We start from the raw sequence: 17,685 nt of genomic DNA, 5'->3' as shown, positions 1-17,685 counted from the left end.
GCCGATGCGTGCGGGCTTTTTGCATGCAGGCAGGCGTCTTACCGCAGCCCCGTCGCCTCCAGCATCCCGCGCCGTTTGGCCTCGTAATAATAGCCGCGCGCATACCATTTGACCGCCTCGTCATAGCTGCCGCCGGACAAAAGCCACGCTCCGCGCAGGTATTTCACCGCGAAATGCAGGTTGGTTTGCGCATCAAGCAGCCCCTCGGCGGGCCCCTCATACCCCATGCCGCGCGCCGTAGCGGGCAGGATTTGCATCAACCCGTAATAGGGCCCGTTGCGCGCCCATGGCCGATGGGTGCTTTCGCGCACGATCACCCGCTGCACCAAGGCCACCGGCACATCGTGCTTTTGCGCGGCGGCAATGATCTGCGCGCGCAGCTGTGGCGTCTCGTTGGGATAAAGCGGGGCGCTGTATTGCTGCGACGGGGCCTCACTTTGCGAGGGGGTCGAAGCGGCCCCGCATCCGGCAAGCGCGGCGAGCATCGCGAGGGTCATCAAAGGCTTAGGGAGAAAACGCAATTCAAAAGACTCCAAAGGGGATATGCGCGCAAAGCTACGCGCGCCTTCAAAGGGAAAGCCAGAGATTTTGCCGCCTGAGGTTTGGCCTGCGCGAGGGCTTGCCCATCCACCCCGACCTTCGGCGGCTTTGCGCTCTAGGCGCGCTCGTCTTTGGGCGATCCCATCACCACATAGGAGGTGATCGATTGCACCTGCGGCAAGGTCCCCAAGACATCGGTATGGAACCGTTTATAAGCGGCCAAATCCGCCGCCTCGATGCGCAAAAGATACTCCCAAGCGCCGGTGATATTGTGGCATTCGCGTACCTCTTCGGCGCGGGCAATGGCACGTTCAAAGGCTTCTTGCGCGGCTTTGGTATGGGCGTTCAGCCCCACGGTGACATAGGCGGTAAACCCCACCCCCATCGCGGCGGAGTCGAGCACGGCGCGAAAGCCTTTGATCACGCCCGAACGCTCCAGTTCTTGCACGCGGCGCAAACAGGCTGAAGGCGACAGGCCGATCCGCTCGGCCAGTTCCAGATTGCTGATCCGGCCCTCGCCGCCCAACACGCGCAATATCTTACGGTCAGTTTCATCAATAGAGATCATTTGTTGCAAAACATGCCAAAGAACGCCGCAAATAACAACCCCATTGCGCCATTCCCGCGATAGGGTTGCGCAATGACACAACATTTCTTCCTCGCCCTTGCGGGCTTTGCCCTCGTCTCCTCGATCACTCCGGGGCCGAATAACCTGATGCTGATGGCTTCGGGCGCGAATTTCGGGTTCTTGCGCAGCCTGCGCCACATGATGGGCATCGCCATCGGCTTCACCCTCATGGTCGCGCTGGTCGGCATCGGCTTGATGCGACTGTTTGACCTCGCACCGGTTAGCTATTTGATCCTCAAGGTGTTTTCCGTGCTCTATCTGGCGTGGCTGGCGTGGAAAATCGCCCATGCCAGCGCGCCCGACACCGCCAGCCGCAGCGGCAAACCTTTGGGGTTCTTCCAAGCGGCGGCGTTTCAGTGGGTGAACCCCAAAGCATGGTCCATGGCGCTGTCGGCCATCACGCTCTATGCGCCCGAACGTGATCTGCCGACGGTTCTGGTCGTCGCCGCGGTCTTTGGCCTCGTCAATCTGCCCTCGATCAGCCTTTGGACCTTGATGGGGCTACAGGTGCGCCGTCTGCTCCAAAGCCCTGCGCGGCTGCGCCTGTTCAACTGGACGATGGCGCTGTTGTTGCTGGCCACGCTCTATCCGGTGCTTTATCCTCACGGCGGATGAGCCTGACGTTTTTTCATACCGCCGAGGTGCACCGCGCGACCTTTGCGGCGCTCTGTGCGCAGCATGTTCCGGACCTGCCGCTGGTGCAGATCGTGCGCGAGGACTGGCTTGCACGGGCGCGCAGCGGCGGGATCGACACCGCGCTTGGCACAGAGATTTCTACTGCCGTCAGCACCGCTCAAGGCATGGTGATTTGCACCTGCACCACCCTTGGCCCCACGGCGGAAAAGGCCGGTGCGCTCCGCATCGACCGGCCGATGATGGCGCAGGCCGCGCGCATTGGCGGGCCGGTTGTGATGCTCTATTGCCTTGAAAGCACGGCGCGTCCCTCTCACGCGCTTCTCGCCGAGGAGATGCGCCGCGCCGGCAATGGCGCGCATATCCATCCGCATTTTATTGACGGCGCTTGGCGCTTGTTCGAGGCGGGCGATATGGACGGTTTCGCCGCCGCGATAGGGCGCGGGGCAGCGCAGGCCTTGGCCGATGCCGCCAAAGCTGGCCAATCCCCCGCTGCCCTTGTGCTGGCGCAAGCCTCGATGGCCTGCGCTGCGCCGCTGATCGAGGCCGAAGGCCTAGAGGTGCTCAGCGCGCCTCAATGCCTGATCCGCCAGATCGAAACCCGTCACGCGGCAAGCGCGCCTCCGGCTTGACCCGCACACCCGCGCCGCCCGCGCACAGTGCCTCACATGAGCCGCGATGCAAGGCGTTGCATCCCCCCCCACCAAACGCCTATATCGGTGTCAGACAGGTGGAGTGCGACATGACCAATTATCTCGATTTCGAAAAACCCTTGGCCGAGATTGAAGGCAAGGCAGAGGAATTGCGCGCGCTGGCGCGGGCCAATGACGAAATGGACATCGAGGCCGAGGCGGCGGCGCTCGACAAAAAAGCCAAAGACATGTTGGTCGAGCTTTACAAATCGCTAACCCCTTGGCGCAAATGCCAAGTTGCGCGCCACCCCGCACGCCCCCATTGCAAAGACTATATCGAGGCGCTGTTTACCGAATACACGCCGCTGGCAGGGGATCGCAATTTTGCCGATGATCTGGCGGTGATGGGCGGGCTTGCGCGCCTTGGCGATCGGCCGGTGATGGTGATCGGCCATGAAAAGGGCCATGACACCAAATCGCGCATCGAGCGGAATTTCGGCATGGCGCGCCCCGAAGGCTACCGCAAAGCCGTGCGGTTGATGGAACTGGCGCATAAATTCGGCCTGCCCGTGGTGACCTTGGTGGATACGGCCGGTGCCTATCCGGGCAAAGGCGCCGAAGAGCGCGGGCAATCCGAAGCCATCGCGCGGGCGACAGAAAAATGCCTGCAAATTGGTGTGCCGCTCGTCTCTGTCATCATCGGCGAAGGCGGCTCCGGCGGGGCGGTGGCCTTTGCCACGGCGAACCGCGTCGCGATGCTGGAACATTCGATCTACTCGGTAATCTCGCCCGAGGGCTGTGCGTCGATCCTGTGGAAAGACGGCAGCAAAATGCGCGAGGCCGCCGAAGCGCTGCGCCTGACCGCGCAGGATTTGCAAAAGCTCGGCGTCGCGGACCGTGTGATCAAGGAACCCTTGGGCGGCGCGCACCGCGATCGGGATGCGGCGATGAAGGCCGTGGCCGAGACCATCGAAAGCCTGCTGTCCGAGCTTGACGGCAAATCCGCGAAAAAGCTGATTGAGGACCGCCGCCGCAAATTCCTTGATATCGGCGCAAAAGGCCTCGCCGCCTGATTTTCCGCGCCCTTGCTTGTTCTATAAATATCCCCGCCGGAGGCCTGAAACTCTGTTGCGCTGCGGTGCAATGCTCGGAGCCTCCGGCGGGGATATTTGACGAACCCGCAAACACCGCAGCCCCGTTCAAGCCACCAGCATTTTGAGGCCCTGCGTGACGTCGGAGCGCACGGCGAGGCGCAATCCCGGCTCATCGCCAGCCTTGAGCGCCGCGAGGATCAGGCGGTGAAAATGCGGCGGCTCCTTGCGTTGCAAACGCCCGTAAAGCGCGCGCATCGTCGGGCCGAGCTGCAACCAGACCGTTTCAGCCATGGCCAGCATCGCAGGGGCCTGCGCGCGCAAATAGAGCGTGCGGTGAAATTCGAGATTGCTGCGGATGTAGCCCACCGCATCTTGGCGGTCGATGGCTTCGGCAATGGTCGCATTGATCGCCTGCAGACGCTCGATCAGGGCCATATGGGCGCGCGGCATGGCGCGCGAGGCCAGCTCCACCTCGATCAGCGAGCGCAGGGCGGAAAGCTCCTCGATACGGTCATTGCTCAGCTCCGGCGTCGCCACGCGGCCCGAGGTCGAGAGCGACAGCGCCCCTTCGGCGACAAGGCGGCGGATGGCCTCGCGGGCGGGGGTCATCGAGACGCCGAAATCCGCGCCGATGCCGCGTAGGGTCATCGCCTGTCCCGGCGCGATCTCGCCGTGCATGATACGGGTGCGCAGCCCGCGATAAACGCGGTCATGGGCGGAGGGAGACGGATCGGGACGGGCATGAATGAGCATGGCGAATTTGTGATCACATTATCCGGCGCCGTCAAGCGCGGGCGCGCACGCGATCACGGTTTAAACCGGTAGCGGTGCAATTCTCCGCCGCTTTCGCGCAGCCAGCGGCGCGGGGCGCGGTAATCTCCGTAAAGCGCGGTGACCGTCTCCCAAAAGGCCGCGCTGTGGTTCATTTCGGCCAGATGGGCGACCTCATGCGCCGCGACATAGTCCAGCACCGCGCGCGGCGCCATGATCAGCCGCCACGAATACATAAGCCCGCCGCCCGACGAGCACGACCCCCAACGCGAGCGCGTATCGCGCAGGGTCAGCGAGGTGTAGGGCCGCCCCAAGGCTTTGGCATAGCGGTCGGAGGCGGCGCAAAGTTCGGCGCGCGCGCGCTCTTTGAGGAATGCGGCAAGCCGCGCCGGCACGCGCTCTTGCGCACCTGGAACGAGCAGCGCGCCGCCATCGAAGCGCGGACTGCGCCCGCTCGGGGCAGCCTCGACCAGATGCGGCACGCCCAAAACCGGTATCTGCGCACCGAGGGTGGCCAAGACCTCTTCGGGCCGATCGACCAACTGCGCGCGCAGCCAAGCGGCTTTTTCGCGGGCAAAGGCCAGCCCTTCGCGCTCGCGCACCCCGCGCGGCAAGGTCAAGGTCACGCGCCCGTCCAGCCGCGAGACCCGCAGCGATATCCGCCGCGCCCGCGCCGAGCGACGTAGAGAAATTTCAACGGGCGGGTTGCCCTCGAGAATATGCTGCGCCATATCGGCTCCTGATACGCGCCAAAGGGCGGGAAAGCCTTTGACACCTGCCCTCTCTTATGGCAGTTGGCGCAGACCGTCGACAAGACTCATGTATTTTGAAAGGGATGACCGATGCCCAACGAAGAATGGGGCACAAAACGCGTTTGCCCGACCACCGGTAAACGGTTTTATGACCTGAACAAAAATCCGATCGTCAGCCCCTATACGGGCGAGGTCGTTGAAATCGATCTTGGCAAAAGCCGCATGATCGCCGCCGATGCCGAAGACGCCGCATCGAAGAAAGCCAAAGAGGCCGAATCCGATGATGATGTCGCGGTTCTGGACGACGAAGATGTCGATCTGGACCTTGGTGATGACGTTCTCGAAGATGATGACGACGACGATGATGTCTCGCTTGACGACATCGCCGATGTCGCTGCGGATGACGACGACAGCTAAGCTGTAAAATAATCTGCGACAGGCGGGATTTTGTGCTTGATCCTGCCTGCTGCATTGCCTAATTAGCCGCTCACGAGATCCGATCTTGTAGGGCGCAAACGCCTGGATTTGGGGCCTTAGCTCAGTTGGTAGAGCGCTTGCATGGCATGCAAGAGGTCAGGGGTTCGACTCCCCTAGGCTCCACCAAATCCACTCCTCTTTTTTACCATATTGTTCGGCTACGACGCGCTTGGCGCGGCGTTTACACCGATTCGGCCGCCGCGCGGCATGCGGCGTGGCGACCGCCGGCGCGGGACGGGCGAAAATGTTGCTCTGTCTATGAGCCGTCGGATTTCCTCTCGCCTTCAAGGCTGGGTAACCTAAGGTAAGTCACTTATAGGAAAGGCAATATCCGCGCGCGCCAGATACACCCTGCGCGCTTGCCTGCCGCCTTTGCGGCAAAGCCGCCCAGCGCAAGTTTTCGGCCGCAGATCATTAAAATTGTGTTAAAACTATGGCGGCTGATTATTGGGCCAACCATTTTCAATTAATTTAATGAGGACGAACACATGAATAAATCCATGCTTCTTTCAGCCATTGCGGCTGCAACACTCGCCATCTCAACGCCGGCAACGCAAGCCGCGCCGCTCACCCTCGACGCGGGCTGGACCCAGTTTCAATTCGGCTCCACCGCATGGGACGACAATTTTACGTTTTCCTTGTCGAGCAGCGCCTATCTTTATGTGACCGACGCGTTCACATCCGGTGACATGTTCGAAGTGTTTTCCAGCGGCGCGAGCCTTGGGCAAACATCCTTGGTGCCCGATGGCGCGGGCTTCGAGATCGGCGGCGATTTTGACGCGGCCTTTGCCAGCGCGGACTTCAGCTCGGCGGTCTTCATGCTGGGCGCGGGCGTATATGACATCAGCGGCACCGTGATCCAGAGCGCTGCTGGCACCTCGGGTGGCGGCGCAGGCATCCAGCTCGTGTCTGCACCGGCAGTGCCGGTCCCTGCGGCGGGTTTGCTGCTGCTGTCGGCCTTTGGCGGCGTTGCGGCCCTGCGCCGGCGCAAAAAGGCCTGATCCGGCCTCGCGATCCAAAGATCCGAGATTTGGGGCGCCCTGCACGGGGGTGTCCCTTTTTCTTTGGGCGCAGGCTTCTTTGGGCAAGCGCTAGGATGCCCGCCGCCGCAACGTGCAAACGCCCGCAGGGCGGGCCTGCGGGCGCATCATCGCGGCGAAAAATTCCGGATCAGCTCAGCCCAAGCAGTTTGGCCGCGTTGCCCTTGATGATCCCCTCGCGCAACTCGTCCTTGATGGCGATTTTCTCGAAATCGCTGAGCCAGCGTTCGGGCGTGATCATCGGCCAGTCAGAGCCGAACAGCACTTTTTTCTTCAAGATCGAGTTGCAGTATTTCACCAAAATCTCGGGGAAGTATTTGGGCGACCAACCCGACAGATCGATATAGACGTTGGGCTTGTGCTGCGCGACGGCGAGCGCCTCTTCCTGCCACGGGAAGGAGGGGTGCGCGAGGATGATTTTCATCTCGGGAAAATCCACCGCCACATCATCCATATACATCGGGTTGGAGTATTTCAGCCGCATGCCGTTGCCGCCCGCCATGCCCGATCCGACACCGGTTTGACCGGTATGGAACAGCGCGATCCCGCCCTCTTCGGCGATGGCTTCATAGAGGCCGTAAGCCAAACGGTCATTGGGGTAGAACCCCTGCATGGTCGGATGAAACTTGAAGCCCTTGATGCCGAAATCCTTGATCAATCGGCGCGCTTCGCGGGCGCCCATCTTGCCCTTATGCGGGTCGATCGAGGCAAAGGGGATGAGCACATCATCGTTCTCTGCGGCCAGTTCGGCCACCTCTTCATTCTTGTAGCGCCGGTAGCCGGTTTCGCGTTCGGCATCGACGGGGAAGATCACGGCGGCGATGTTTTGCGCGCGGTAATGGGCGGCGGTTTCCGGCACGGTGGGCGGGTGGCTCCACGGCGCGCCGAAATAGGTCGCCATGGTCGATTGCAAATCGTCATAGCCATCATCGCTATGGCATCCGCACGGCTCTTCGGCGTGGGTGTGAAAATCAATCGCGCGGACTTTGGTAAGATCAACCATCTGTCTGCTCCTGTCTTAAAGTTTCGCAACGCCGGCGGCGTTGTCATCATAGAGGCGGTTCAAAAGTGCGGCGCGGCGCGTCAACACTTTGCGGAAATTCAGATTGCCCTTGGCGGTGATTTCACCCTCGGTCAAAGACGGCGGCTCGGCCAGAACAATCGCACGGGTGACGCGGCTCGACGATCCGCTGACGCGCCCTGCCCGCGCATTCAAACGGTGGTGGATTTCGGCCAAAAGCTTGGGACAGGTCAACGCGCCGTCTTCTTCGCGCATGTCATATCCGGCCGCCTCAAGCGCCTCGATGTTGGGGAAAACCATCACGCCGATCTCGTTTCTGTCGGCCCCCGTGATGACCAGATCGCCCGCAATCGGCGCCAATTCGGCCAAAACATCGACGCGCAGCCCCGCCGCGCGCACCCATGTGCCGGTGAGCAATTTGAAATCTTCGGAAATGCGCCCGTCAAAGCGCATACCCTTGCCAAAATCATCCTTGTCGATAAAGACCATGGCATCGCCGGTGATGAAATACCCCTCCTCATCAAAGGCTTCTGCGGTTTTGACCGCATCCTCGAAATAGGCGCTCATCACGTTTGGCCCCTTGGCGCGTATCTCGCATCGCATCTCGGCGTCGGGGATCAGCTTCAATTCGACGCCCGTCATCGGCACCCCCACCACGCCGGAGCGGTCAATCGGCTCTTGCTGCATCATGCAAGCCGGTGCGGTTTCGGTCAGCCCCCAAGAGGAGGTCATCAACGGCACCTCGCCTTTGACCTCTTCGGCCATACGCTCCAACCCTTGCCAGACCTCTTGCGGCAATGACGCGCCCGCATAAAAGATCAAATCGAGGTTTTCAAAGAACCGCTGGCGCAGGGCAGCGTCCTTTTCCAATGCGGCGACAAGCATCGCATAGCCGACCGGCACGTTGAACGACAGGCTGCCCGTGACCATCGACAGGTTTTCCAGCGTGCGATCAAACAGACCTTTGACCGGTTTGCCATCGTCAATATAGAGACTGCCGCCATTGGCCAGCATCATGTTGAAATTATGCGAGCCGCCAAAGACGTGGTTCCACGGTAGCCAATCCAAGATGACCGGCGCGCGGTCCTTCAAGAACGGCATCGCATCGCTGAGTTGGGCTTGGTTGACGCACATCATCCGCTGGGTGGTCTGCACGCCTTTGGGGTTCGAGGTCGAGCCGCTGGTCATCAAGATTTTGGCGACCGTATCGGGGGTCACGCGGGCAAAGGCCGCGTCCACATCAATCCCGCCGTCCCCTTGAAGCAACTGCGCAAAAGGCGTGACCTTCTGGCCGCCCGTTCGGGAGGCGACGATCTCGACCCCGCCGAGCGCATCCAGCTTGAGCGCCTCGGCGTATTGATCGGCATCCACCACATAGGCCATCTTGGGCCGCACCAGTTCAATCGCATGGCGCAGCCGTCCGTGGGCGCCGTGGATGAGGCTGTATTGTTCGGCCACAGGCACCGTGGGCACACCGGCATATTGCGCGCCCAGCGTCAAAAGCCCGTGATCCACGCCGTTGCCGGACATGATCAGGATCGGCGTGTCCGGCCCCATGCCGCGCGCCAAAAGCGCCGCTGCAATCGCACGCACTTGCTCGAGCGTGGCACCATAGCTTTCCTCGCGCCAGCCCGCGCCGCTGCGCTCTGCTAGGAATGTGCGGTCCGGCGCGGCGCTGGCCCATCGGTGCAACCAGTCGCCGCTGCGCTGCACATAGGCGCCCAGCGGATAGGCCGATCGCAGCAGGATCGTGCCATCAGGGCGCGCCTCGTGGATTACCTTATGCGGCAAAAACTTCGATGTCCGTTTCATGGGGCTTCGCCTCCGGCCAGCCGTTTTTCGATCCCGCGCAGCACCGCAATCACGGTGGCGCGCGTCTGCTCGTCTATGCCTTGGGTCAATTGCGCCTCATGGGCGCGCACCGCTTTGAGCGCATGTTCATAAAGCTGCCGCCCCGCCAATGTCGGTTGCAAGGCATAGGCGCGCCGGTCGGTTGGCACCCGCTCGCGCAGGATCAGATCGCGCCGTTCCAATTCATCGATGATGACCACCAGATTGGGCCGCTCAATGTCCATCGCCGCGGCCAGTTGTGATTGCCGCAAACCGGGGTTGTCGGTGATCAGAACCAAGGCCGTATAGGTCAACATGCGCAACTCGAAGGGTTTGAGCACGCGGGTCAGGTCGGCCTGCACATGGTTGAAGCTGCGCTTCATGTGATAACCGAGCGCCTCGCGCAGCGTGCTATCATCAACATGCGTGGCCGTATGGTTTACCGCGGGTTTGGAAACAGGTGTGCGCATCAGATCACCGGAAACTTGGCTGGCGTTTTTCAAGGAAGGCGGCGAGGCCCTCGATGGCATCGGGGCTGGTTTGCGTGACCGCCGCGCAAAGGCTTTCGGTAAAGAGCCCCCCTGCCTTGTCCATATCCTCGATCCGGCTGAGCGCTTGGATCATGATATAGTTGGACAGCGGCGCGTTGGCGGCGATTTTTCCAGCCAGTTCTTGCGCCATGGCCAAGGCTTCGCCCTCCCCGACGCTGTAATGCGCAAGGCCCAAGGCCTTGCCCTCATCCGCGCCGTATTTGCGGCCCGTCAGCATCATCTCGATCATCCGGTCGGCGCCCAAAATCCGGCCCACCCGCACCGAGGCACCGCCGCCGACAAAAATGCCGCGCCGCCCTTCGGGCAGTTGGAAAATGGTCGAGGCTTCGGCGATGCGCACATGGGTCGAGGTGGCAAGCTCCAACCCGCCGCCCATCACCGCGCCGAACATCGCCGAGACCACAGGCAGCCCGCCGTATTGGATGCGGTCCATCACCTGATGCCAGCCGCGCGAATGGCGCATTGTGCCTTCGGCGTCGCGCGACACATGTTCCGACAGGTCCAGACCCGAGCAAAAATGCCCCGCCGTGCCGGTCAGAACCGCGACTTTCACGCCTTCGGGCGGATGCGCAAAGAAGGCATCAATCGCATGCAAAAGCGCATCGCACATGGCGTTGCGTTTGTCGGGACGGTTCATCGTCAATGTGGCGACGCCGCCGTTGATGTCGATTTTCAAAACGGGTTCGGACATGGTGCTCTCCTCAGCGCGGCGGCAGGCGCACAGCGCCGTCGAGCCGGATGGTGGTGCCGTTCAAAAACGGGTTTGTGACGATCTGTTCGGCCAAAAGCGCATATTCTTGCGGTTGGCCCAAACGGGCGGGAAAGGGGATATTGGCGGTGATCTTGGCAGCCACCTCTTCGGGCAGCCCCTCCATCATCGGGGTGTGAAACAGACCCGGCGCGATGGCCATGACCCGAATGCCGCTTTGGGCGAACTCGCGCGCCGCAGGCAGGCACAGCGCGGCAATCCCGCCTTTGGAGGCGGCATAGGCGGCTTGGCCCAACTGACCGTCCTGATAGGCGACCGAGGAGGTGTTGATCACCACCCCGCGCTCGCCATCGGCCAAAGGCTCAAGCTGCGCCATCTTTGCGGCGGCATGGCTCATCACATTATAGGTGCCAAAGAGATTGACCTTGACGACTTTCTCGAAGGCCTCGATCGACAGTTTGCTTTCGCGGCCGACAATACGTGCAGCGACGCCGATACCGGCGCAATTGATCGCAATGCGCGGCGCGCCGACTGTGTCGCAAATCTGGTCAATCGCGGTGCCCACGGAGCTGGCATCGCTGACATCGACCTTGACGGCCATCCCGCCGATTTCACCGGCGACCGCCTCGGCGCGGGTCATGTCGAAATCAAGGATCGCCACCTTTGCGCCCTTGGCGGCAAGATGGCGCGCGGTGGCCGCGCCAAGCCCGCTTCCCCCGCCGGTGACAACTGCGATCTGTCCGTCAATTTGCATGTGAACTCTCCCTATGCATGCCTTGGCCGGATGCCGGTCGCCGAGGAAAACCTACGGCGGCGTATGGATGGCGCACCGGTGGTCAGTCGCGCCCCTGCGCGCGGCATCCGCAGTGCAGCCTCTTTGGTGCTGCGGATTGGCATGATAGTTATGCTTCATATCTATTACTGTCCATAACTTTTAAGGCGGCAATTTCAACGACTTGCACGAAGCCGCAGAAATCTTGCGCCGACTCGCGGCGCGCCCGCGCCCTATTGGGCGGCAGCAATGGTGAGCGATATCGGATCCAGCCCGTCGATCCCGCCGGTGATCTTATCCCCCGGGGCAACCGGCCCCACACCCTCGGGCGTGCCGGTCATGATCACGTCGCCCGCGTCCAGATGGTAGAACTTGGACAGATAGGCGATCACATCGGGCACCGGATGGATCAACAGATCGAGCGTCGAATCCTGCCGCACCGCGCTGTTCAACTCCAGATGGATGCGCTGGTTCGAGATCGGACCAAAGGCCTCGGCCTTGGTCAGCGGCGCGAAGACGGCGGAATTTTCCACATCCTTGCCAAAGGCCCATGGTCGTTTGACCTCGCGCGATTTGATTTGCCAATCGCGCCGCGTCATATCGAGACCGCAGCCGTAAGCATAGATGGCCTGCGCCGCCTGTTCGGGCGATCCGCAAAACACCGGACCGCCGAGCGCCACGACCAGTTCCATCTCGTAATGGAAATCCTCGGTTTGCGGAGGGTAAGCGATCACCGAGCCGCTGGCGCAGGTCATATGCGCCGATTTGGTAAAGAAGAACGGCGCATCGCGGTCGACCTCATAGCCCATTTCGGCGGCGTGTTTGGCATAGTTGCGCCCGACGCAGAAAATCCGCCGCACGGGATAGGCCGCGCTTTCGCCTTTGACCGCGATGATCGGTTGAACAGGGGCGGGAAAGACGTAATTGCTCATGGGATGGCTCCGGCTGTTGATCCGCGTTGGCGGCGCTGGAGGCCAGACAATCAGTAATCTTTTTCGAAGTAAATCCCGATGCCGGTATTGCCGTCCGACGACAGGCCGCCTTTGACTGTCAGGTTCGGGCTCACGTCGAGATTGAGGTTGATCTCGCTGGTACCGGAGGATCCGACGGTCACATCCGTATAGACGTTATCAGAGAGATAGCGCCCCGCCCGCAGGCTCGCCTCGCCATCTTGCGAGGTGGTCACGTCCAGATCATCCAAACCGAAGTTATCGCGCAGCTTGCCGATCACGCCCGCACCGCCCTTGCCCGCCAATGTGGCCACTGCCGCGGCCAGTTGCGCCGCTTGGACAGGTGAAATTTCGCTGATCGCGCGGCCAAAGAGCAGCCGCGCCAGAACCTCGTCTTGCGGCAACTCGGGGCTGGAGAGGAACGAGATCTGGGGCTGCGCGGCATCGCCTTCGATGACGATGCTGATTTGCGTGTCGCTGGCGCTGGTGCTGGCGACAAGGCGGATATAGGGGGTGAAATTCCCGATCAACTGGGCATAGCCTTCGTCGAGCGAAATGCGCTTGCCCAAAACATCCAGACGTCCGCGCACCAGATCGAAGCGGCCCGAGGGCTGTATATTGGCCGTGGTGCCCGCCAAGCGCAAAACGCCGCCCAGTTCGGCGTCGATCCCGCGCCCGCGCAAGAAAATCCGCCGCGTCGCCCCGATACGCAGATCAAGCGGATAGGCCGCGCCGCCGCCCGATGCACCGGAGGCAGAGCCGCCCGCGTCATCGCTCAACAGACCCGCGCGCGCGCGCGAGGCGCGCGCGGCTGACGGCTCGCCAAGGTGGACCACATCCAGCAATTCGCCCGTGCTGCCGATGCCGCTGTCGGGCACGCGCAGGTTGGTCTCGCCCAAATCCAGCGCACCGCTGATCAACGCCCCGCCCGCAAGGGGGCCTTTGACTTTGACCGTGCCGCCCACCGTGCTGGTATAGAGTTGCGGGTCTTGCAGGCCGATCGCCTCCAGCACGACGGCAAGATCGCCGCGGTAGGGCGCATCCAGATCCACAGGGCCGGACAAGCGCAGCCGCCCGCCCGAACTGACCGCGCCGCTCGCCTCGATCCGTGCCTGCCCACCGCCAAGCGTGACCGTCGCATCAAGGCCGGAAAGCGCCGTGCGCAGGGCGGGCGCCGAGAGCCGCGCGCCGCGCGTGGCGATTTGCCCCGACAGCGACGAGACCGCGAGCGGGCCGTTGAGCGCCAGATCAAGGTTGACCGTCCCGCTGACGGATCGCGGCCGCAAGAACGGATTGGCCAAGGCCAAAGGCCCCGCACCGGAAATGTCGATATTGGCGCTGTCAAAACCTGCCGCCACCGAGCCGCGCGCCGAGGCCTTTGTGCCCGACGGCCCATCCGCGTCAAGCGCAAGTTGCCACGGCCCCTCACCGGTTCGCGCAACCTCGCCGGTCACGCTCAGCGGGCCGCTCAGACCCTCCACGTAGGGGGCGACATCGGCAAGGCGCAGGCGCCCCGCGAGGGCGGTTTGCGTGCTGTTCAAATCACCGCTGGCGGTGAGCGTGACGGCGCGGGTTTCGGCGTTCAGCGCGGTCAAATGCAGACCCGTGCCATCACGTTTGGCAGCGACGCTCAACGTCCCGCGCCCGCGCAGCAAACGGTCGGCATCGGCCTGCCCGATCGCCAGATTGTCGGTCTGCCCCTCAACCGTCATATCGAAGGCGCCCGACAAGGGCTCCAGCGCGCCCTTGATCGCGACCTGCGCCGCGCCGCGCAAATTCTGGCCGCTCAGAGCGGCAAAACGCGACAGGTCTGCAGCTGTCAGATCGAGATCCGTTTTGATGTCGATGGCGGACATATCGCCGATCACACTGATATCGCCGCTCAGCCCGTAATCCGCACCGCTGAGCGTCAGATCTTCGATCAGCAAAGGCTCGCGTTTGACAAAGGTGATCCGCGCACCGCCAAGGATCTCCGCCCCCAAGGCCCGCGCCAGCGCAGGGTTCTTCGGGGCCAGCCCTTCGGCCGCATAATTGAGCAAGGCAAAGGCGCTGCCGACATTGCCGGGGCGGCGTTCGCGAATGTAGCCCGAGGCCGAAAGCGCCAAGCGGCGCGCGGCCAGATCGGGTTGCTCCAAAGCGTCGATGGCAAGGTTGCCTTGCCATTCCTCGCCCGCCGCGCGGTCAAAAGACAGGTCCATCTGCGCGGCCTTCACGCGCGTCTTGACGCCGCTGATCGGCAAAAGCACCGGCGCGCCCGAAGCCTGCTTGATCGAAGCGGTCAGGGCGAATTTCTCCGGCCAGCGCGCCGCATCCAAAGCCGCATTGCCCGACAAGGTCAGCGCCCGCGAAATCAGCGTCAATTGATCAAGCTGCAAACCGCCATCGGCGCGCTCGCCGCCACTCAACGTCAGGGCGATATTCTCGCCGAAAAACGGGCGGTAGTCCGGCAAGAACAGCGCGGCGATATCGCCGCCGAGCTTGGCATCCACCCGCCGCAGGGCCGCAGGCGGCGCGGCGCCCCTATCGGCCTCGGCGGCGCCGCTTGCCGCCTCGGGCGGCACGGTCGACAAGATGACCTGCCCCGCCAGTCGCGGCGCGCCATCGCTGGCCAATTCGATGTCGGCAGTGAAATCGTCAAGCGGCCCCGCCCCCGCGACCGCCAATTTGAGTTCCGGCGCTCCGGGCAATCCGGCCAGCGTCGCCGCCAAGCCCCCCGCCTCTTCTTCGGCCAGCAGATCAAGCGCGAGCCGCTTGTCCGCATTGTCATAGCTGGCCTCAAGCGCAAAGCGGCCCTTGGGCCCTTTGTCCTCACGGATCAGCGCAAGTTTGATCGCCCCCGCGCCTTCGGCCAAAGAGGTGCTGCCCTTGAGCGAAAAGCTGACCGCTTGGCCCAAGAGCGGCGCGCCCAGCGCGATGCGTTTGGCCTCGATCTCGTCGATCCGCACCGAGACTGGCAAATCGGGCAAGGAAAACGGCGTGGCTTCGGGTGCTGGGGCCGCCGTTTCGGGCGCGGCGGGCGCGCGCGCCATGTCGATCAAATCGGCCTTGAGCGCGGTGATCTCGACCCGCCCGCGCAAAATGGCGCTGCGGTTCCAATCCAGCGTCACGCCCTCAAGGCGCAGCCAGACGCCAGTGTCATCGGCGATGGTCAATGTGTCGAGGCTGGCGCGCGAGCTCAGCGAGCCGGAAAAACCGGTGATCCGCACGCTACGCCCCGCGCCCGACAGATTGTCTTCCAAAAACGCAGTCAGGAAGCTGCGGTCTTCCTCGGGTGTGTTATCCGCGCGCAACTGCGGCAGGGGATCGGCCGATTGCGCGAGGGCGGGCGCGGGCATCACCGCCAAGGGCAGTGAGGCGGGCAAGGCCAGCGCCAGTGCCAGAACAGCAGATTTGCCGACGCGACGAAGGGGGACAGCGCGCCGCATCAAAACGCCTGCCCGATGCCGATATAGAGATGCACCCCGTCGCCGCCGCCAGAGGTCGGCGCGGCCAGATCAACGCGGATCGGCCCGATCCCCGTATCATAGCGCAGCCCGAGACCCGCCCCCGAATGCCACGCGCCCGAGCCGTCGAAAAATGCCTCTTCGCCGATATAGCCCGCATCGGCGAAACCGACCACGCTGAGCTTTTTGCCAGTGGCGACCCGCAATTCGCCGGACAGGCCGACAAAGCTGCGCCCGCCGCGGCGGCGGCCATCGGGCAGATCCACGCCAAGAGATTGATAATCCTGACCGCGCACGGTGCCGCCGCCGCCGGAATAAAACAGGTAGTCGGGCGGGGCCGACGCCACATCCGGTCCGAAGAGCGAGCCGAATTGAAGCCGCACGGCGGCCACGGTCTTGCCCTCGGCGCCAAGCGGTTGGTAATAACGCCCGTCCAGCGCTATACGCCCGCCCGAGCGCACGCTGCCTTGGGCGTAGAAGGGGCGCAGGTTGGCTTGCAAATAAGAGCCGTTGCGGGTGTTGAGCACATTGTCGCGCTTGTCCCACGTCAGTTCCAGCGGCAGGCTCAAAAGATCGTATTCGCGCCGCCCGAGGCTGTCTTCGATGCGCGAGCGGCGCCATTCGACGGCCACTTCGCCGGTCAGATGCTCGTTGATGATCCGGCGCATACCGACCGAAAAGCTGAGCTGGTCGGAGGTGTAATCAGGCTCGTCGAGATGTTCGGCCAAAGCTCCCAGCGTCAGCGCCGTATCGGTGCCAAAAGAGGCGGGACGCTCGAAATCGGCCGACAATCGGTAATCCACGCCGCCGGTCTCGCCGGTGATGCCGCTGACCGAAGCCTCAAGGCGCAGCCGCTCTGCCCCGCCCAAAAGGTTGCGATGCATCCAATAGCCGGACAGCGCCGCGCCGTCTTGGGTGGAATATTCCGCGCCAAAGCCGATGCGGCGCGGTTTGGCATCGACCACGACGGCCTCGAGGTCAATTGTATCATTGGGTCCGATCTGCTCGGCCTCTGTGATGCTGACCGAGCGAAAGGCCCCCGTGCGGCGCAAACGCTGCGCGATGGTGTCGAGGACTTCGGGATCAAAGGTCTCGCCGCCGCGCAAACCTGCGATTTTCTGCAGCCGCTCTTCGCGCACCTTGCTGGAGCCGGAAAAGACCAGTTTATGAAAGCGCAGCTTTGGCCCCGTGCGCAGCGTCACGGCGACATCAAGTTGGTTTTTGTTGTGGTTGGCGGTGATCTTTTGCCCCGCAACGGCGGCTTTGGCGTGGCCCTCGGAGCGCCATGCGCCGATCCCCGCGCCGACCGCATCCTTGACCGCCGTGCTGCGCGCGGCGCGGCCGGTTGCAAACCGCGCGGGCAGCTGCGCGCTTTGGGGAAGCGGGGTGATTTCGGCTTTGCCAAAGTTGAACCGATCTCCGGGGTCGACAGAAATGACCACACGCTTCACATCGCGCAATTGGTCCAGAGGCGGCACCGTCGCCGCCTCGCGCCCGTCCACATAGACATGGACCACGCCGGAATAATAACCCTGCGCATAAAGCACGCCGGTCATGCTGGCGTAATCGGCCTGCGCGGCGGCAAGCACGTCTTGGGGTGCGGTGCGCCCGTCGACCTTGGCCGCTTGGGTCAGCGACGCCGCGCGTAGCTCGTCGGCGAGATCATCGGAGACGCCTTTGAATTGGAAATCCACCGCCTCGAGCGCGCGCGCGCTGTCCATGTGCAAACCGCTCAGGCCAAGCGCCACAGACAGGCCAAGGCCAAGCGTCAGTTTGCGAGATAAGGGCGATATGGCCATCTGGGTGCTCGGCTCTGCTTGCTCAAGAATAAATCACAGCGCC

General features: G+C 62.9%; 17 protein-coding genes and 1 tRNA gene. 6 read left to right on the top strand and 12 right to left on the bottom strand.

All coding sequences use genetic code 11. The annotated features are described in order from the left end of the window. Nucleotides 1-38: 38 nt before the first annotated feature. Together ABWV64_RS10065 and ABWV64_RS10060 are read right to left on the bottom strand one after the other, a co-directional pair. Nucleotides 39-497 (bottom strand): transglycosylase SLT domain-containing protein, encoded by a 459-nt coding sequence (locus tag ABWV64_RS10065; RefSeq protein ID WP_353345903.1) that lies wholly within the window; start codon nt 495-497, stop codon nt 39-41. Between the two features lie 158 nt (nt 498-655). Then, nucleotides 656-1,108: an Lrp/AsnC family transcriptional regulator gene (locus ABWV64_RS10060; protein ID WP_353344792.1), complete on the bottom strand. Its 453-nt coding sequence runs from the start codon at nt 1,106-1,108 to the stop codon at nt 656-658. 72 nt (nt 1,109-1,180) lie between these two features. Here ABWV64_RS10060 and ABWV64_RS10055 point away from each other — a divergent pair, with 72 nt between their 5' ends. From ABWV64_RS10055 to ABWV64_RS10045, 3 genes are all read left to right on the top strand, one after another. Further along, nucleotides 1,181-1,783, top strand: coding sequence for a LysE family translocator (locus ABWV64_RS10055; protein ID WP_353344790.1), 603 nt, complete (start codon nt 1,181-1,183; stop codon nt 1,781-1,783). After that, the gene (locus tag ABWV64_RS10050; RefSeq protein ID WP_353344788.1) at nt 1,780-2,433 is read left to right on the top strand and encodes a hypothetical protein; all 654 of its coding nucleotides are present in this window, start codon (nt 1,780-1,782) and stop codon (nt 2,431-2,433) included. The genes ABWV64_RS10055 and ABWV64_RS10050 overlap by 4 nt, the downstream gene beginning before the upstream one ends. A gap of 110 nt (nt 2,434-2,543) precedes the next feature. Continuing rightward, nucleotides 2,544-3,506, top strand: a complete 963-nt coding sequence (locus ABWV64_RS10045; RefSeq protein ID WP_353344786.1) for an acetyl-CoA carboxylase carboxyltransferase subunit alpha — start codon at nt 2,544-2,546, stop codon at nt 3,504-3,506. Between the two features lie 126 nt (nt 3,507-3,632). Here the strand turns inward: ABWV64_RS10045 and ABWV64_RS10040 are convergent, their stop codons facing one another. Both ABWV64_RS10040 and ABWV64_RS10035 read right to left on the bottom strand, forming a co-directional pair. Further along, the gene (locus tag ABWV64_RS10040) at nt 3,633-4,280 is read right to left on the bottom strand and encodes a GntR family transcriptional regulator (protein ID WP_353344784.1); all 648 of its coding nucleotides are present in this window, start codon (nt 4,278-4,280) and stop codon (nt 3,633-3,635) included. A gap of 53 nt (nt 4,281-4,333) precedes the next feature. Beyond that, nucleotides 4,334-5,029, bottom strand: coding sequence for a M48 family metallopeptidase (locus ABWV64_RS10035; protein WP_353344782.1), 696 nt, complete (start codon nt 5,027-5,029; stop codon nt 4,334-4,336). A gap of 111 nt (nt 5,030-5,140) precedes the next feature. On the opposite strand from ABWV64_RS10035, the gene ABWV64_RS10030 reads away from it, so the two are divergent. From ABWV64_RS10030 to ABWV64_RS10020, 3 genes are all read left to right on the top strand, one after another. Continuing rightward, a complete protein-coding gene (locus ABWV64_RS10030; protein ID WP_353344780.1) occupies nt 5,141-5,467 on the top strand; it encodes a TIGR02300 family protein in 327 nt (108 codons plus the stop codon). A gap of 110 nt (nt 5,468-5,577) precedes the next feature. After that, a tRNA-Ala gene (locus ABWV64_RS10025) sits at nt 5,578-5,653 on the top strand. 362 nt (nt 5,654-6,015) lie between these two features. After that, complete coding sequence (locus ABWV64_RS10020; protein WP_353344778.1) at nt 6,016-6,528, top strand: VPLPA-CTERM sorting domain-containing protein; 513 nt, start codon at nt 6,016-6,018, stop codon at nt 6,526-6,528. A 169-nt stretch (nt 6,529-6,697) separates the two neighbouring features. Here the strand turns inward: ABWV64_RS10020 and ABWV64_RS10015 are convergent, their stop codons facing one another. The 8 genes from ABWV64_RS10015 to ABWV64_RS09980 all read right to left on the bottom strand — a co-directional run bounded on the left by ABWV64_RS10015 (nt 6,698) and on the right by ABWV64_RS09980 (nt 17,642). Beyond that, nucleotides 6,698-7,570, bottom strand: a complete 873-nt coding sequence (locus ABWV64_RS10015) for an amidohydrolase family protein (protein ID WP_353344776.1) — start codon at nt 7,568-7,570, stop codon at nt 6,698-6,700. A gap of 15 nt (nt 7,571-7,585) precedes the next feature. Beyond that, the gene (locus ABWV64_RS10010; RefSeq protein ID WP_353344774.1) at nt 7,586-9,400 is read right to left on the bottom strand and encodes a feruloyl-CoA synthase; all 1,815 of its coding nucleotides are present in this window, start codon (nt 9,398-9,400) and stop codon (nt 7,586-7,588) included. After that, nucleotides 9,397-9,888: a MarR family winged helix-turn-helix transcriptional regulator gene (locus ABWV64_RS10005; protein ID WP_353344772.1), complete on the bottom strand. Its 492-nt coding sequence runs from the start codon at nt 9,886-9,888 to the stop codon at nt 9,397-9,399. The genes ABWV64_RS10010 and ABWV64_RS10005 overlap by 4 nt, the downstream gene beginning before the upstream one ends. A 4-nt stretch (nt 9,889-9,892) precedes the next feature. Beyond that, complete coding sequence (locus ABWV64_RS10000) at nt 9,893-10,660, bottom strand: crotonase/enoyl-CoA hydratase family protein (RefSeq protein WP_353344770.1); 768 nt, start codon at nt 10,658-10,660, stop codon at nt 9,893-9,895. Between the two features lie 10 nt (nt 10,661-10,670). Next, a complete protein-coding gene (locus ABWV64_RS09995; RefSeq protein ID WP_353344768.1) occupies nt 10,671-11,432 on the bottom strand; it encodes an SDR family NAD(P)-dependent oxidoreductase in 762 nt (253 codons plus the stop codon). A 251-nt stretch (nt 11,433-11,683) separates the two neighbouring features. Beyond that, nucleotides 11,684-12,382: a fumarylacetoacetate hydrolase family protein gene (locus tag ABWV64_RS09990; RefSeq protein ID WP_353344766.1), complete on the bottom strand. Its 699-nt coding sequence runs from the start codon at nt 12,380-12,382 to the stop codon at nt 11,684-11,686. Between the two features lie 50 nt (nt 12,383-12,432). Then, a complete protein-coding gene (locus ABWV64_RS09985; RefSeq protein WP_353344764.1) occupies nt 12,433-15,825 on the bottom strand; it encodes a translocation/assembly module TamB domain-containing protein in 3,393 nt (1,130 codons plus the stop codon). Beyond that, nucleotides 15,825-17,642, bottom strand: a complete 1,818-nt coding sequence (locus ABWV64_RS09980) for an autotransporter assembly complex protein TamA (protein ID WP_353344762.1) — start codon at nt 17,640-17,642, stop codon at nt 15,825-15,827. The genes ABWV64_RS09985 and ABWV64_RS09980 overlap by 1 nt, the downstream gene beginning before the upstream one ends. Between the last annotated feature and the right edge of the window lie 43 nt (nt 17,643-17,685).

The sequence above is a fragment of the Litorivita sp. NS0012-18 genome, assembly GCF_040371945.1.
Classification (GTDB): domain Bacteria; phylum Pseudomonadota; class Alphaproteobacteria; order Rhodobacterales; family Rhodobacteraceae; genus Litorivita.
This window is presented reverse-complemented; position numbering and strand designations above follow the sequence as displayed.

Coding starts and splice junctions, on each gene's coding strand:
- ABWV64_RS10065 (WP_353345903.1), bottom strand. CDS start 497: ATGACCCTCGCGATGCTCGCCGCGCTTGCCGGATGCGGGGCCGCTTCG.
- ABWV64_RS10060 (WP_353344792.1), bottom strand. CDS start 1,108: ATGATCTCTATTGATGAAACTGACCGTAAGATATTGCGCGTGTTGGGC.
- ABWV64_RS10055 (WP_353344790.1), top strand. CDS start 1,181: ATGACACAACATTTCTTCCTCGCCCTTGCGGGCTTTGCCCTCGTCTCC.
- ABWV64_RS10050 (WP_353344788.1), top strand. CDS start 1,780: ATGAGCCTGACGTTTTTTCATACCGCCGAGGTGCACCGCGCGACCTTT.
- ABWV64_RS10045 (WP_353344786.1), top strand. CDS start 2,544: ATGACCAATTATCTCGATTTCGAAAAACCCTTGGCCGAGATTGAAGGC.
- ABWV64_RS10040 (WP_353344784.1), bottom strand. CDS start 4,280: ATGCTCATTCATGCCCGTCCCGATCCGTCTCCCTCCGCCCATGACCGC.
- ABWV64_RS10035 (WP_353344782.1), bottom strand. CDS start 5,029: ATGGCGCAGCATATTCTCGAGGGCAACCCGCCCGTTGAAATTTCTCTA.
- ABWV64_RS10030 (WP_353344780.1), top strand. CDS start 5,141: ATGCCCAACGAAGAATGGGGCACAAAACGCGTTTGCCCGACCACCGGT.
- ABWV64_RS10020 (WP_353344778.1), top strand. CDS start 6,016: ATGAATAAATCCATGCTTCTTTCAGCCATTGCGGCTGCAACACTCGCC.
- ABWV64_RS10015 (WP_353344776.1), bottom strand. CDS start 7,570: ATGGTTGATCTTACCAAAGTCCGCGCGATTGATTTTCACACCCACGCC.
- ABWV64_RS10010 (WP_353344774.1), bottom strand. CDS start 9,400: ATGAAACGGACATCGAAGTTTTTGCCGCATAAGGTAATCCACGAGGCG.
- ABWV64_RS10005 (WP_353344772.1), bottom strand. CDS start 9,888: ATGCGCACACCTGTTTCCAAACCCGCGGTAAACCATACGGCCACGCAT.
- ABWV64_RS10000 (WP_353344770.1), bottom strand. CDS start 10,660: ATGTCCGAACCCGTTTTGAAAATCGACATCAACGGCGGCGTCGCCACA.
- ABWV64_RS09995 (WP_353344768.1), bottom strand. CDS start 11,432: ATGCAAATTGACGGACAGATCGCAGTTGTCACCGGCGGGGGAAGCGGG.
- ABWV64_RS09990 (WP_353344766.1), bottom strand. CDS start 12,382: ATGAGCAATTACGTCTTTCCCGCCCCTGTTCAACCGATCATCGCGGTC.
- ABWV64_RS09985 (WP_353344764.1), bottom strand. CDS start 15,825: ATGCGGCGCGCTGTCCCCCTTCGTCGCGTCGGCAAATCTGCTGTTCTG.
- ABWV64_RS09980 (WP_353344762.1), bottom strand. CDS start 17,642: ATGGCCATATCGCCCTTATCTCGCAAACTGACGCTTGGCCTTGGCCTG.